Origin of the sequence: Nostoc sp. (assembly GCF_036917555.1) — a bacterium.
GTDB lineage: Bacteria > Cyanobacteriota > Cyanobacteriia > Cyanobacteriales > Nostocaceae > Nostoc.
On sequence record NZ_JBALDD010000077.1, the window covers coordinates 141,166 to 155,295 of the forward strand.

The 14,130-nt window shown below is 41.3% G+C and carries 9 protein-coding genes and 1 tRNA gene; 7 read left to right on the forward strand and 3 right to left on the reverse strand.

Annotated elements, in window-relative coordinates:
• Positions 1 to 1,053 precede the first annotated feature (1,053 nt).
• Positions 1,054 to 1,683, reverse strand: a complete 630-nt coding sequence (locus tag V7K60_RS30080; protein ID WP_334931139.1) for a fasciclin domain-containing protein — start codon at positions 1,681 to 1,683, stop codon at positions 1,054 to 1,056.
• A 295-nt stretch (positions 1,684 to 1,978) separates the two neighbouring features.
• Positions 1,979 to 3,916: a DNA topoisomerase (ATP-hydrolyzing) subunit B gene (gene gyrB, locus V7K60_RS30085; RefSeq protein WP_334931141.1), complete on the reverse strand. Its 1,938-nt coding sequence runs from the start codon at positions 3,914 to 3,916 to the stop codon at positions 1,979 to 1,981.
• A gap of 271 nt (positions 3,917 to 4,187) precedes the next feature.
• Between gyrB and miaA the strand changes: the two genes are divergently transcribed.
• Positions 4,188 to 5,093 carry a tRNA (adenosine(37)-N6)-dimethylallyltransferase MiaA gene (gene miaA, locus V7K60_RS30090; RefSeq protein ID WP_334931143.1) on the forward strand — a complete coding sequence of 302 codons (906 nt, stop codon included), beginning with the start codon at positions 4,188 to 4,190 and terminating at the stop codon, positions 5,091 to 5,093.
• 60 nt (positions 5,094 to 5,153) lie between these two features.
• Here the strand turns inward: miaA and V7K60_RS30095 are convergent, their stop codons facing one another.
• Positions 5,154 to 5,840: a Uma2 family endonuclease gene (locus V7K60_RS30095; RefSeq protein WP_334931145.1), complete on the reverse strand. Its 687-nt coding sequence runs from the start codon at positions 5,838 to 5,840 to the stop codon at positions 5,154 to 5,156.
• A gap of 133 nt (positions 5,841 to 5,973) precedes the next feature.
• Between V7K60_RS30095 and V7K60_RS30100 the strand changes: the two genes are divergently transcribed.
• The 6 genes from V7K60_RS30100 to V7K60_RS30125 all read left to right on the forward strand — a co-directional run bounded on the left by V7K60_RS30100 (position 5,974) and on the right by V7K60_RS30125 (position 13,733).
• Positions 5,974 to 7,179, forward strand: a complete 1,206-nt coding sequence (locus tag V7K60_RS30100) for a protein kinase domain-containing protein (RefSeq protein ID WP_334931147.1) — start codon at positions 5,974 to 5,976, stop codon at positions 7,177 to 7,179.
• Between the two features lie 295 nt (positions 7,180 to 7,474).
• Positions 7,475 to 8,947, forward strand: a complete 1,473-nt coding sequence (gene glcD / locus V7K60_RS30105; RefSeq protein ID WP_334931149.1) for a glycolate oxidase subunit GlcD — start codon at positions 7,475 to 7,477, stop codon at positions 8,945 to 8,947.
• A gap of 255 nt (positions 8,948 to 9,202) precedes the next feature.
• Positions 9,203 to 10,441, forward strand: coding sequence for a glycoside hydrolase family 10 protein (locus V7K60_RS30110; protein WP_334931151.1), 1,239 nt, complete (start codon positions 9,203 to 9,205; stop codon positions 10,439 to 10,441).
• Positions 10,441 to 11,004, forward strand: coding sequence for a hypothetical protein (locus V7K60_RS30115; RefSeq protein ID WP_334931153.1), 564 nt, complete (start codon positions 10,441 to 10,443; stop codon positions 11,002 to 11,004). The genes V7K60_RS30110 and V7K60_RS30115 overlap by 1 nt, the downstream gene beginning before the upstream one ends.
• Positions 11,005 to 11,351: 347 nt before the next feature.
• Positions 11,352 to 13,598 (forward strand): PAS domain-containing sensor histidine kinase, encoded by a 2,247-nt coding sequence (locus tag V7K60_RS30120; protein ID WP_334931155.1) that lies wholly within the window; start codon positions 11,352 to 11,354, stop codon positions 13,596 to 13,598.
• Positions 13,599 to 13,661: 63 nt separating this feature from the next.
• Positions 13,662 to 13,733, forward strand: a tRNA-Lys gene (locus V7K60_RS30125).
• The last annotated feature ends 397 nt before the right edge of the window (positions 13,734 to 14,130 follow it).

The window sequence follows — 14,130 nt, forward strand, 5'->3', positions numbered from 1 at the left end:
AGTGACGCTCTTATTACATTACGAAGTAAGTACGCTTGCTCCTGCCGAATTTCATGTATTTTACACAACACTAATTACTGAGAAAGAGTGCCTTCTATGTTAACTCAGACTATCCGTCTTAACCTACCCATTTTTACATTTCCTTCATAAATTAAGCATGCCTTAGACTAAAACGGTTATTGTCCTTGGGTAAATACAACAACGGTAGTGTGCTTGCCTGAAAGCAGTTGACCTTCTGCGTACTAACTACCTTAACTGAGGAGTTGAGGCAGTGGCAGAATCGACCCGATCGCAGACCAATTTAGGTTTACTAATTCGGTCTTATTCACACGTTAGCGCACTGTGGCGATTTCAGCCCTATGAAACTTGACAAACTTTTTTTATTGTATACAAGGATATTTTAATCAATTCAAAAACAATTTGTCCTGCGAACTTGCCAATATCGTCTTATCTTAGGCAAAAGTACATTAGATACATACGATACAATAGCGATCGCCACGGCACTACATGAAGATATTAACAAGTTTTCAGATTTATGGTGTGTACTTCCAACAGCTATTACCTCGAACACAGAGAACCCAGCAGATTACCTGATGATTTGGTTACAAAGCTTTTTTGCGTAAAGCAATTGTAAATTTCAATACTTTTATTTCGGTAAGTTTCTGTCATCTTATGATGATAAATCCTCAAAATTCTTATTAATTGCTGTTGGATAGATGATATTCAGTTATTTTCTTAAAGCATAACAAATGTGTTTCTCGCTGGTGGTTCCAATTAATCAGCGAGTCAGAGCAAAGAGTATTATCTGGACTAACTTTCCAATAAAGTTGGTAGTCTTGCTAACAATCGAGCATTGATTGTTTCAACAATATTGACAATCAGTAAATTATATGGTTATTTAAGCGAGAAAATTGAAACATTTGTATTTTATGTAGTATTAACTTTTCACTTCTATAACAAGTCAACTTAAATTTTTAATTGATTGTTAGCGACTAGTTCAAAAATCACGGTGGCTTTCAAAGTGGAAAACTGAAGACTATGAACTTTGCAGAACTAGCGTGGTGTTGGAGTGGTGTTTAGACTTGCAGGGAAATTAGGTGGCACAAGTACCTGGTCAACTACATGAACGATGCCGTTGCTAGCTGGGATATCTGGCTGAGTCACCTTAGCGTTGTTGACTGTGATTGAGTTGCTGGCACGATCAACTGTGATTTTAACGGGACTACCCTCAACTGTTTTAACTTCTCCAGATGTCAATTGCTGGGAGGTAATTCCCCCAGGTATGACATGGTAGGACAGAAGCTTGACTAGTTGTTGTTTGTTTGCTGGTTGTAAGAGTTGGTCTAGAGTAGCTTTGGGTAAAGCAGAGAACGCGGCGTCAGTAGGTGCAAATACTGTATAAGGACCTGGTGTAGCCAATTGTTCAGTTAATCCGGCAGCTTGCACTGCTTGGATGAGAGTTTTAAACTGTCCTTGACTAGCTGCTGACTTTGCCAATTCTGCTAGATTTTGGGTGGCAATAGTGGCAGTAGGAGTTGGCGTGACGGGCGGGACAGTTGTTGGAGGGACAGTTGCTGTAGGAGTTTCTGCAACAGGTTGAGCGCAGGCAGACAGAGCAACTAAGCTACCGATGCCAATAATATTGAACAATGCTTTTCCTACTATGCCTTTGCTCGTTTTCATAGCTTTGTGTAGAATCCAATTAAATAGGGAATTATTAACAATAGTTTATGAATTTATGGATATAGTTACTCATTTAACGACATAGTTTGTAGTAAAAAATATTAGTCCAAATTTTCTTTGTAAAATACATAATTTGTCATCAACCAAAAGAGGTAGTTTTTATAAGATTTTGGATATAAATCTTTACCAAAATCTGTTGCAGTAATGTCAAGTAATACTTGAAACCTAAAGATCCCCGATTTCTTTGAGAAATCAGGGATCTTGTTTTTTACGAATGATTTAGGACTGCTGGTATTTAGATATCTAGATCGGTGAAGTTGAGTTTAGAGCCATAGGTTTCAATGAATTCTCGTCTGGGTGCGACGCGATCGCCCATTAAAATTGTGAAGATGCGATCGGCTTCGGCGGCATCCTCGATTTCGACTTGCTTCATTTTACGAGTTTCTGGGTTCATAGTGGTGTCCCAGAGTTGTTGTGGCATCATTTCACCCAAACCTTTGAAGCGTTGGATGGTGTAGTTGGCGTTAGCCGGAAATTTGGCGATCGCTTGATTTTTTTCGCGATCACTATAGCAATATTCATGATTACGTCCCCGTTCGACTTTAAACAATGGGGGACAAGCAATATAAATAAAGCCTTGTTCAATGAGCGATCGCTGATATCTATAGAAGAATGTTAACAGCAAAGTCCGAATGTGCGCTCCATCTACGTCAGCATCCGTCATAATGACTATCCGGTGATAGCGCAGTTGGGTGGAATCGAATTCATCACCTTTAACACCTAAACCAAGTGCTGTAATTAACGATTGAACTTCGTTATTTTTATAAATTTTGGCATCGTCGGTTTTTTCAATGTTAAGAATTTTACCACGTAGAGGCAAGATTGCTTGAGTGCGGCGATCGCGTCCTTGTTTTGCACTTCCACCTGCTGAGTCCCCTTCCACGATGAATATCTCAGATTCGCTAGGGTCACGAGAACTACAATCCGCCAATTTACCAGGTAATGGCGAAGATTCTAGTACCGATTTGCGCCGAACTAATTCCCGCGCATGACGGGCTGCTTCTGCGGCTTTGAAAGCTTGGATAGCTTTATCTAAAATTGAGTCTGCTATGGCAGGATGAAATTCTAAATACTCGGTAAGGACTTCTCCCACCAAAGAATCGACAATTCCCCGCACTTCGGTATTACCGAGTTTGGTTTTGGTTTGTCCTTCAAATTCTGGATCTGGGACTTTAACAGAAATTACAGCTGTCAAACCTTCACGGACGTGTTCGCCACTGAGGTTAGGTTCATTCTCTTTAATTTTATTGCGCTTGCGGGCGATCGCATTTAATGTCCGCGTCAGAACCGCCTTCAAGCCTTCTAAGTGCGTACCACCATCTACCGTGCGAATATTGTTAGCAAAACCTAGTACATTATCCGTATAAGCATCAGTACACCATTGCAATGAAACTTCTACTTGTACATTGTTCCGTTCGCCCTGCACATAGATAATTTCTTCATGCAGCGGTTGCTTCTCACGGTTCATGTACGCAATATACTCTTTGATACCACCCTTGTACTCGTAGGTTTCTACCTTGGGTGTATCGCTTTTTAGTAGTTCTAAACGGTGGTCAGTAAAAGTAATTTTGACACCTGCATTCAGATACGCTAATTCCCGTAGGCGACCTGATAAAGTGATGTAATCAAACTCAATGCTAATAGTGAATATTTGGGTATCTGGCTTAAAAGTAACAGAAGTTCCAGTTCTAGCTTCTTTGTAAGGTTTGACTTGCAGATCGCTAACTGGGATACCGCGTTCATAGCGCTGAAGATGAACCTTTTTATCTCGCCAAACCGTAACTTCTACAACTTCAGATAGGGCGTTAACAACAGAAATACCAACCCCGTGCAATCCTCCAGAAACTTTGTAGCCACCGCCGCCAAACTTACCACCAGCGTGCAGTACCGTCATTACGGTTTCCAAAGCCGATTTTCCGGTGCGCGAGTGAGTATCGACGGGAATACCGCGACCATCATCTGTTACAGTCACGGAACCATCAGCATTGATATCCACTTCTATATGAGTGCAATGACCCGCCAAAGCCTCATCGATTGAATTGTCCACCACCTCGTAAACTAAATGGTGGAGTCCTCGCGGCCCAGTGGTACCGATGTACATTCCTGGTCTTTTGCGGACGGCTTCCAGACCTTCCAGAACTTGAATCTGATCGGCACTGTAACTGCTCGTCATGTAAACTCTCCTGATGCGTGGGGTTGAAATCGCCGAAAGGCAAATAAAAGTAAAAACACTCCAAGATTGTAACACAAAAGCCTTGCTGGCGTCTCTAGGGCATTTTCAAGAGAAGTTTATACTGGGGTTGCAGTACCGTGCAAGAGGGGCAGAGGAGCAGGGGGGCAGAGGGCAGGGGGAGATGAGGGGTCAAGGGAGAATTATTGAACAAGTTTATACCTTATGCCCAATGCCCCATAACTAATGACTAATGACTAATGACTAATGACTAATGACTAAATTAATTGTGATTTGTGGGGCGACGGCAACGGGTAAATCGGGTTTGGCTTTGACTTTGGCAATGCGGTTGGGTTCTGTAATTTTCAGTGCTGATTCTCGTCAAGTTTACTGTGAATTTGATATTGGGACAGCAAAACCAACTGTGGCTGAACAAAAATTGGTGCAGCACTATTTAATAGATATCTGCGCTCCAACAGACACGATGACAGTAGCAGACTACCAGGAACAAACACAAGCTTTAATCGGTTCTGTTGGTGTTACACCACTGTTTCTAGTTGGTGGCACTGGTTTATACATCCGTTCTATTGTTCGAGGGATGAAAATTCCGAGAGTTGCACCACAGGTTGAATTGCGATCGCAGCTTGAATCTCTCGGTCAACCACAACTCTACGCAATCTTACAACAAGTTGATTCAGTTGCGGCACAAAAGATTCATGGCAACGATTCAGTGCGAACTTTACGAGCATTAGAGGTATTTTACGTTACTGGATATCCAATTTCAGAACAACAAGGGGAGAATCCACCAAATTATCCGATTTTGCAAATTGGTTTAGATTGCGATGTTGAAAGGTTAGTTGCTCGTATTCAACAGCGTACTGAACAGATGATAGCAAATGGTTTGGTCGCTGAAGTGGAGTATCTTTGTCAAAAATATGGCGCTGATTTGTCTTTGTTGAATACTTTGGGATATCAAGAAATTAAGCAATATTTGGCTGGGGATATTTCCTTAGATGAAGCGAAAGAATTAACAATTTTACATACCCGACAATTTGCCAAACGCCAACGTACTTGGTTTCGAGCATATCCGCAAATTGAATGGTTTGATGCAAATAATCCTGATTTATTAGAGAAGGTTTGGCTGCGTATAAATGAGTTTATGAGTTGCACAAGTTCGTGATAAATTTTTGCTCATGTAAAGACGTAAAAAACTTAACTTTGCGTTTTTACAGCGAGTCTTCTAGAGAGTATCAGGATCTACACCCATAGCCCGTAATCTATCTGCTAGGATTTGGGCGCGTTGTTCGGCTAGGGAAGCGCGTTCATCTCCAGTCGATAAAACATTACCATCTTGGTAGCACCAGCGTAACCAAGTATTTTGTCTATCTTCAAATTTACCTTCCCATAAAGTTACGCCTAAACCAACCTGTTCTAACCAATTTTCTGAAGTTTCAAAATAGCGCCTTCCTCTAAGCTCATAAACGCGCAGGACTTTTTCTCCTAATTGCTGGTTTGGGTCATATACGATGTAGTAACTAGCTCGCATGTGTTCATAAATTTCCAGCTTTTTGCCCAGTTCATCACCTTCTTTATTTGAGACAATTTCGAGGACAACTTCGGGAGGTTTGCCAAAACGCCAAACCATATAACAACGATTTTGTTTTTCCCACCAATTTTTAGGCACTTGCACATCTAAGCTGAGAAAAACATCAGGTACAATGGGGGGCTGAAGGTCTGTGTAGTAAATGCCCACATTAGCTTCAGCTAAAAAAGTCTGGTTTTGTAGAGAACTGTAAAGAGAACTCACTAAAAGACGTTGTTGTTTGGCAGATGCAAAATTATCCACAGGTGTATCATCTTCAGTGACTAACTGGTTGGCATCTGGCACATAGTAATCATCATCATTGATTAGAAGTTGCTCAACCATGAATTTATCCACTATTTGAGAGCGTTATTTCTAGATTAGTTTATTGAAGATAAGAGAGTACTTAGCAACAAGGATGCTGTTATTGAATAAATTGTGCCAAAATCTACACAAAGCAGTCTCTAGCATCTGCATCATGATTGGATATATACTGCGACAGCGTTACAAGATTGTAAATAAATTAGGAGCGGGTGGTTTTGGAGAAACCTATTTGGCTGAATACCTACAGGATTTACCTGTCAGCCCCAAGTATAAATGTGTCATTAAACGGCTGATCAGACCCCCGACACCAGACCTAGATACAGAGCAAAGGTTTAAGAAGGAAGCAGCAATTCTGTTCAAATTGGGTAAGGAACATCCACAAATTCCTGAACTGTATGACTTTTTTGAGGAAAATAGAGAATTTTATCTTGTCCAAGAATTCATTGAAGGGCATGACCTGAGTAAGGAAATTATTTCAGGAAAACCGTGGAGTGAAGCTGATGTAATTCAACTCTTACAAGAAACTTTAGAGGTGCTAGCTTTTGTCCATCAACATAATGTGATTCACCGAGATATTAAGCCATTGAATTTGATGCGCCGATATTTGGATAATAGGCTTGTCCTCATAGACTTTGGAGCAATCAAAGAAATAAGCACATTTAAAATTAATATTCAAGGGCAAATCAGCAGCACAATCACCATTGGTACTCGTGATTATATGCCAAGTGAGCAATGGGAAGGGCATCCTCAGCTTTGCAGTGATATATATGCTTTAGGAATGACAGCAATCCAAGCTTTGACTGGATTAACGCCACAACAACTACCAAAGTCTGAGACTTTAGAACTTAGGTGGCACAATTATGTTCAAATTAGCGATGGACTAGCCATTTTTTTAACAAAAATGGTACAACGTGATTTCCGCCAGCGATACAAAAATGCAGAGCAGGCATTGCAAGCATTAAAACTGGCTTTATTCAATCCACAATCATCTGTTACCCCAGTAAGAATACAAGCTCTCAAGCTAGCTCAACTAGTTTTACAATTATCCGTTGCCTCACTAAAATTGGTCAAAATTGGTAATAAGTATGGTTATGTTGATCAGGCAGGGAAGTTAGTTATTCAAGTGCAGTTTGACATAGCTCACGACTTTTCCGAAGGATGGGCAGCAGTTAATATTGGTGCAAGGAAGAGCTTATTTGGTGATGGAAGTGGTGGCAAGTGGGGCTATATTGACAAAAGGGGTTCTTGGGTAATTAAGCCTATGTTTAACATGGCTTATTCTTTGAGGGATGGGCAAGCAAAGGTCGAAATTGGTGGGCAAGAGCGGATTATCGACAAAATAGGCATGTTTATTGATTAATAGTTTGTCAAGCTTTAAGCACTAATTTGCAATTGATATGATTATCATTTATTGATATCGCTTAAATGCATATCCTCCATTAATAAATACAAGTGATGCGATCGCCTTCGATACACCGATCCAAATTATTAGTCAAGATGAGTGCAATCGCACTTACTCTACATCAAACGCATAGACGCAAAGCGGCTTGTCGTCAGACATCGCCTTTTCTCACTCTTAGCTGCTATTCTTGCAACAATAGTAATTACAGCTATACTAACCAGCCTGCAACATCTACCTTGAACTTTAAAAAACTATGCTTACCCAAGAGAAAAAACAACGCAACTGGAAACCTATTCTCAAAGCATTCGAGGCTGTCCTTGGTAAAAATGGTGTGGTGCAACGCCGCGAAGAACTCATTACCTATGAATGCGATGGTTTAACTGGCTATCGCCAACGTCCGGCTATAGTAGTGTTACCCAGAACTACAGAACAAGTTGCGGAAGTTGTGAAAATATGCAATCGATACTCTATTCCCTTCATAGCACGCGGTTCTGGGACTGGTCTATCAGGCGGCGCTTTACCATTAGAAAATTCTGTTTTGATTGTCACTTCGTTAATGCGGCAAATCCTCAGCATTGATTTAGAAAATCAAAGGACAGTTGTACAACCAGGGGTGATTAACAGTTGGGTAACACAAGCTGTAAGTGGTGCTGGATTTTACTACGCTCCTGACCCTTCTAGTCAAATTATCTGCTCTATTGGGGGCAATATTGCTGAAAATTCTGGTGGCGTACATTGTCTCAAATATGGTGTTACCACTAACCACGTTTTGGGATTAAAAATTGTCACGCCAGAGGGGGAAATTGTTGATTTAGGCGGACAAATTCCAGAAATGCCTGGCTATGATTTAACAGGGGTTTTTGTTGGTTCTGAAGGCACTTTAGGAATTGCTACAGAAATTACGTTGCGAATTCTCAAAAGTGCAGAGTCAATTTGTGTGCTATTGGCAGATTTTACTAGCATTGAAGCTGCCGGGGCAACTGTTTCTGACATCATCAGCGCTGGAATTATTCCTGGTGGTATGGAAATGATGGACAACTTTAGCATCAATGCAGTTGAAGATGTTGTCGCAACGAATTGTTATCCCCGCGATGCTACTGCTATTTTGCTAATAGAAATTGACGGTTTAGAAGTGGAAGTTGTAGGCAATAAGCAGCGAGTTACCGAAATTTGTAAAAAGAATGGTGCACGGAATGTCACTTCTGCTACTGACCCAGAAACCCGATTGAAATTATGGAAAGGACGTAAAGCGGCTTTTGCTGCGGCTGGGCATTTAAGTCCAGATTATTATGTACAAGATGGTGTAATTCCCCGGACTCAGTTGCCTTATGTTTTGCACGAGATTGAAACATTAAGTAAACAATACGGTTATCGGGTTGCTAATGTGTTTCACGCTGGCGATGGCAATCTTCATCCGCTAATTCTTTATGATAATTCTGTATCTGGAGCATTAGAGCAAGTAGAAGAAATGGGTGGAAAAATTCTTAAACTTTGTGTCCAGGTCGGTGGTAGTATTTCTGGTGAACATGGCATTGGGGAAGAAAAAAAGTGCTATATGCCACAGATGTTTAGCCAAGTTGATTTAGAAACTATGCAATGGGTGCGGCAAGTTTTTAATCCTAAAGGTTTAGCAAATCCTGAAAAGATATTCCCCACACCACGAACTTGTGGTGAAGCAGCAAATGCATCGGCACTCAAGCAATTTGAAGGTGTGGAAAGATTTTAAGAAGAAAGAATTTAGGAGTCAGGAGTTAAGAATTAGAAGTTAGGAGTAAGAGTTAGAGTTTGAAGTCATAATTTATTAGGTTTTGGGATCGTTAAGTATATTCATTACCAAAACTGACTCCGTATTATTTCAACTATTCTGACTTCTGACTTCTGAATTCTGACTTCTGAATCATCATTTCTTTACATCATCCGGAGGATTACAACTTTATTTTGTAGTTATATATATTCCGATCGCACTAGGTTAAGCTTACAAATGAATCGGGTTGTTCGCCGTTATGTTTCTTACTTACTGTGTTTGGGATTAGTAGTCGCTTTAACAGTTTTTTTACCTTCTTCACTGCCAGTTTATTCCCAAAAAACAAGTCCTTTAACTACAGAAATTCGCGGTGTTTGGCTTACTAATGTTGCTAGTGGTGTACTATTTGTACCTTGGGGTATTAACCGTGCTATAAATCAATTATCGACTCTCAACTTTAATACAATTTATCCTGTAGTTTGGAATCGAGGACATACTTTTTATAAGAGTACTGTAGCTAAAATTACTACAGGTTCTGAAACTCAACCTTTGCTCAACTTCATGCACGGTGGACAAGATGTTTTAGCAAAGATAGTGACACTTGCTAAAAATAAAGGTTTGAGAGTCGTTCCCTGGTTTGAATACGGGTTTATGACGCCGCATTACTCACAATTAGCAAGGCGTTATCCCGATTGGTTGACAATTGGGCAAGAAGGTATAAAATCTACCCAAGATGCCCCACCAGAAGAAATCGACAATATTTTAGTAACGAAGCTGGCCTGGTTAAATCCTTTACATCCGCAAGTGCAAGAGTTTATCCAAGGGTTAATTTTAGAAGTAGTCAGAGATTACGATGTGGATGGTATTCAACTTGATGACCATTTTGGGATGCCTGTACAGTTCGGCTACGATCGCTTCACTATAGAACTCTACCAGCAAGAACATCAAGGTAAAAGTCCCCCAACCGACCCTTTTAACTCAGAATGGATGCGGTGGCGGGCAGACAAAATTACTGATTTTATGGCAGAAATTTACCAAGCTGTGAAGGCAGTTAAGCCCAAACTCAAAATATCTCTGTCTCCCAACTATCAAGCTTTTGCCTACAAATACTATTTGCAAGATTGGGAAAATTGGGTCAAAAAAGGTTTAGTTAATGAGTTAATTTTGCAGGTGTATCGAAATGACAAAAAGTCTTTTATCGCTCAACTAGAACTTCCATCTACAAAATTGGCTCAAAGTCTAATTCCTGTAAGTATTGGTATATCAACAGGAACAGTAGGTAATCCGGTGAAAATGGCACAAGTTAGAGAACAGGTTCAGGTAGTGCGCGATCGCAATTTTGATGGTATCTCCTTTTTCTACTGGGAGAGTCTGTGGGGTTACATTGTACCTGAATCACCCCAACAGCGACGCAAAGGTTTTTTTGAGATGTTTAATGCTAAAACTGTCAGACTATTAAAAACAAAGAAACTTTGATGCCATTCGCGCCTGAAAATACTAGATTTGGCTTTACGTTGCTGTGGACTTTAGCTACTTTTGGCGGATTTTTATTGAGTTTACTCTTTATTGAAGTCGGCGAAAAGCCAGATGTTGGGGTGGTAGAGGCTGCTATCGGCGGAATTGCAATCGCACTTCCTCAAGGTTGTCTTCTCAAAGAACCTATTTTTTGTATCAGGTGGATTTTGTCAAGTCTTTTGGGTTGGAGTATCATTACCGCGATTGGTATTGGTGCAGTGGGTTGGATTGTACCTAGCACTCAGATTCTTCCCCTGAGAATTTTGTCAGGGACGGTTTATGGTGCCCTTGGCGGCTTGGGGATTGGATTGGCACAATCGTTAGCAATTCCCCAGCCTGTAGCTTGGCGTTGGATATTTGTCTGTGCGGCAAGTTGGGCTGTTGCTGTCCCCGTAGGTTCTGCTGTGGGGACAATCTGTCGCTACTTAAGCCAGTTATTTTTAGGTGAAGTCATCGGATTAGGCATCACTTGGCTGCTAGTTGGTGTCCTTACAGGAATGAATGCTCACAAATTGCGATTGTAAGTTGCCACAGACGCGATCGCTCGTGTCTTTATTAAGAATAATAAACTTAATTGACATATACTTAGGTTTGCACCTAGATATATGCAACAATCTTAAAAAAATGTTAAAAATAAATTGCAGTAAATTTGCCCTCACCTGCAAATGTATTTTCACCTTCAAAAAGCAGGATTTTGTTAAGCTGACTCCTATTAGCTTTCCTAGATTTCTGACAAGAAGTAGAGAAAGATCAAAATTCCGATGAGCAACAGCTGACAATACTTTGCTATAGGCGCTAAAGTGCATCTACTACAAGCTTAACGACAAGAGAGCGCCTAGAAGAGTCAGTAATACAAGAGTGGGACTCTCGCATGAATATAAATCCAGTGGAATCAACTATGGAGTTGACAAAATTATCACCACCTCAAATTCTTTTCGGCACAGAAGTAGATGAAAAAAGTAGTAGCGAGCAGTTTCTACTAAGCATGTACGATTCTGTACAGGCATCAATATTTGTAGTTGATGTTTTGGAGGATGGAGATTTTCGATATGTGGCACTAAATCCCACTCATGAGAGGTGGATAGGGATTCGCTCAGACGATCTCCGGGGCAAAAAACCAGAGGATATTCTCTCTGCTATCGATGCTGCAAAGGTGCGTCAACATTATGCTGACTGCGTGCGATTCGGCACAACTATTTCTTACGAACAATGTTTGCAATTCCAGAGAGTTCCCACTTGGTGGAGTACGACTCTCACCCCACTAAAGGATGCTAACTCCAAGGTTTATCGATTGATTGGTACTAGTACTAATATTACCCCTGCCAAGCAAGCAGAACAAGCAGTTGGACTCCAGGTTGAACGAGAGCAACTGCTAGAAGCGATCGCTGGACGGATTCACCAATCTGTAGAATTAGAGACAATTCTGCATCAGACAACAATTGAACTGCGGCAGTTTTTGAATTGCGATCGCGTGTTAATTTATCGTTTCGAGGCTGATGGTAGTGGAGTAATCATTGCCGAATCAACTGTAGCTGCTGATCCACTGTTGGGCAAAAACATCACCGATCCCTGCTTGGGTGGCAAACATCGAGAACACTACGGACAAGGTTGCATTCAAGTTGTCGAAGATATTTATGCAGCGAACTTGCATCCTTGCCATATAGATTTCCTGATATCTTTGCAGATCAGAGCCAATCTCGTCATGCCGATTTTCCAAGAGCAAGATATGTGGGGGCTATTGATTGCCCAGCATTGCCACCAATCGCGTCAATGGCAGCAAACGGAAACTGACTTACTCAAGCAGTTGGCAACTCAAATTGGCATTGCAGTCCAACAGGCAGAACTTGATCAGCAACTCCAGGATCTCAAAGCCAAGATGGAGTTACAGAAGCAGAAGCACATCAGTCAGTTGCAGCAGGTGCGAAACTTTGAAGCCTTGGTGCGACGTATGACAGAACAAATCCGCGATAGTCTGGATCAAACTCAGGTGTTGCAGACACTTACCCAGGAATTAGCAAAGTTACTAAACCTTGAGCGTTGTCAAATTGAACTCTACAGTACCTGTCAAACTCTAGTTACTATTACTTACGAATACAGCATTAATTTGCCTCAGTTTCAAGGATTAACCAAACAGATTGCAGACCATCTTGAAGTTTATCAGCCGCTATTGCAAAAACAACCATTGCAATTTTTGGAAATTGTACCGGGATGGGAACCAAAGTTGCTAGTTATGTCCCAGATGGCTTGTCCAATTTTTGATACTCAAGGAATTTTGGGAAATATTTGGTTGACAAGACCATCACAAGAGGCTTTTGACGAATTTGAAATTGAGCTAATGCAGCAGGTAGCAAATGAATGTGCGATCGCCATTCGTCAAGCCCAGCTTTATAAACAAAACCAGGCACAGGTCAAAGAATTAGAAAAATGCAATCAGCTCAAAAACCAATTTCTCAGAACTCTATCCCAAGAACTGCGGACACCAATAACAAGCATTAGCCTTGCAGTCCAAACTCTCGAAAGTGTGCTCACACCAGCAGAAATATCAGAAATAGAAATAGTACCGCAACTCTTGCAGATTTTGCATAACGAGTGTGGGCGAGAAAGCAAGTTAATTAATGACCTACTCACACTCACATATCTCGAAGCCGAACCCGATCCTCCAACCTTGATTGCCATTGACTTTCAAAGCTGGCTTCACCCCATTATTGAGTCTTTCCGAGACCTCACCAACTGCCAGCGACAGCAGTTAAACCTGACTGTCGATCGTGCGCTGCCGCCTTTGGAGACAGATATCACTGATTTGGAGCGGATTGTCACCGAACTGCTCAACCATGCCTGCAAATACACCCCAGCCGGGGAAGCGATCGTAGTCTCTGCTCAGTTGATAGGGGATACAGTCGAGCTTAATATTACCAATTCGGGAATAGAGCTTACCAGCAATGAACTCTCACGGATTTTTGAACCTTTCTATCACCTTTCCAAACACGATCCTTGGAAACATAGCGGCACAGGGCTGGAATTGGCATTAGTGCAGAAAATGGTCAGACATTTAGGCGGCTCGATTTATGTAGAGAGTGCAGCAGGTCAAACCACTTTCACCGTCAAATTCCCCTTTTAATTAGTTTTTTGGATGCGGCACTAGCTAAATTGTCAAAAGTTGTGCTACAATTGTTATTCGTGTGGGTGACTAGCTCAACGGTAGAGCAGTAGACTCTTAATCTATTGGTTGCGGGTTCAAATCCCTCGTCACCCATCAACAAAATCTTATGTTGTCAGTTGCCAAAGGGCAATACTGACCTAACTCTGATTCTCCAAACTGATTTAGTGCAGCAAGCGTTTGATCTATTTGGCGTTGGTGGAATAAGGAATGCTTTTGCAGTCGCTGTCGATTTAACTAGTTCCGTGGGTTGAAGTCCCCCGGTTAAAAAATCACGCAAGTTTTGTGTTGGGGTTAAATCCCCAGACGCGACTCGAAAATACTCGCTCTCCGTGGCGAAGAGAGCGGACTCGTTGGCGGAGCCTCTCGTAGAGAAGAGAGCATCTCTAAAACAAGGTCAACCTGTGATTTCTGTGTGGTTAGATATCATTTATCAACAATTAGCCGAGAAACTGCAAAAATAGGGATTCTCTTTCATAAGATAGAAGCGATA

Excerpts from the sequence above, each read along its gene's own strand:
- V7K60_RS30120 (WP_334931155.1), top strand. The coding sequence starts at position 11,352 with ATGAATATAAATCCAGTGGAATCAACTATGGAGTTGACAAAATTATCA.
- V7K60_RS30100 (WP_334931147.1), top strand. The coding sequence starts at position 5,974 with ATGATTGGATATATACTGCGACAGCGTTACAAGATTGTAAATAAATTA.
- miaA (WP_334931143.1), top strand. The coding sequence starts at position 4,188 with ATGACTAAATTAATTGTGATTTGTGGGGCGACGGCAACGGGTAAATCG.
- V7K60_RS30080 (WP_334931139.1), bottom strand. The coding sequence starts at position 1,683 with ATGAAAACGAGCAAAGGCATAGTAGGAAAAGCATTGTTCAATATTATT.
- V7K60_RS30095 (WP_334931145.1), bottom strand. The coding sequence starts at position 5,840 with ATGGTTGAGCAACTTCTAATCAATGATGATGATTACTATGTGCCAGAT.
- glcD (WP_334931149.1), top strand. The coding sequence starts at position 7,475 with ATGCTTACCCAAGAGAAAAAACAACGCAACTGGAAACCTATTCTCAAA.
- V7K60_RS30115 (WP_334931153.1), top strand. The coding sequence starts at position 10,441 with ATGCCATTCGCGCCTGAAAATACTAGATTTGGCTTTACGTTGCTGTGG.
- gyrB (WP_334931141.1), bottom strand. The coding sequence starts at position 3,916 with ATGACGAGCAGTTACAGTGCCGATCAGATTCAAGTTCTGGAAGGTCTG.
- V7K60_RS30110 (WP_334931151.1), top strand. The coding sequence starts at position 9,203 with ATGAATCGGGTTGTTCGCCGTTATGTTTCTTACTTACTGTGTTTGGGA.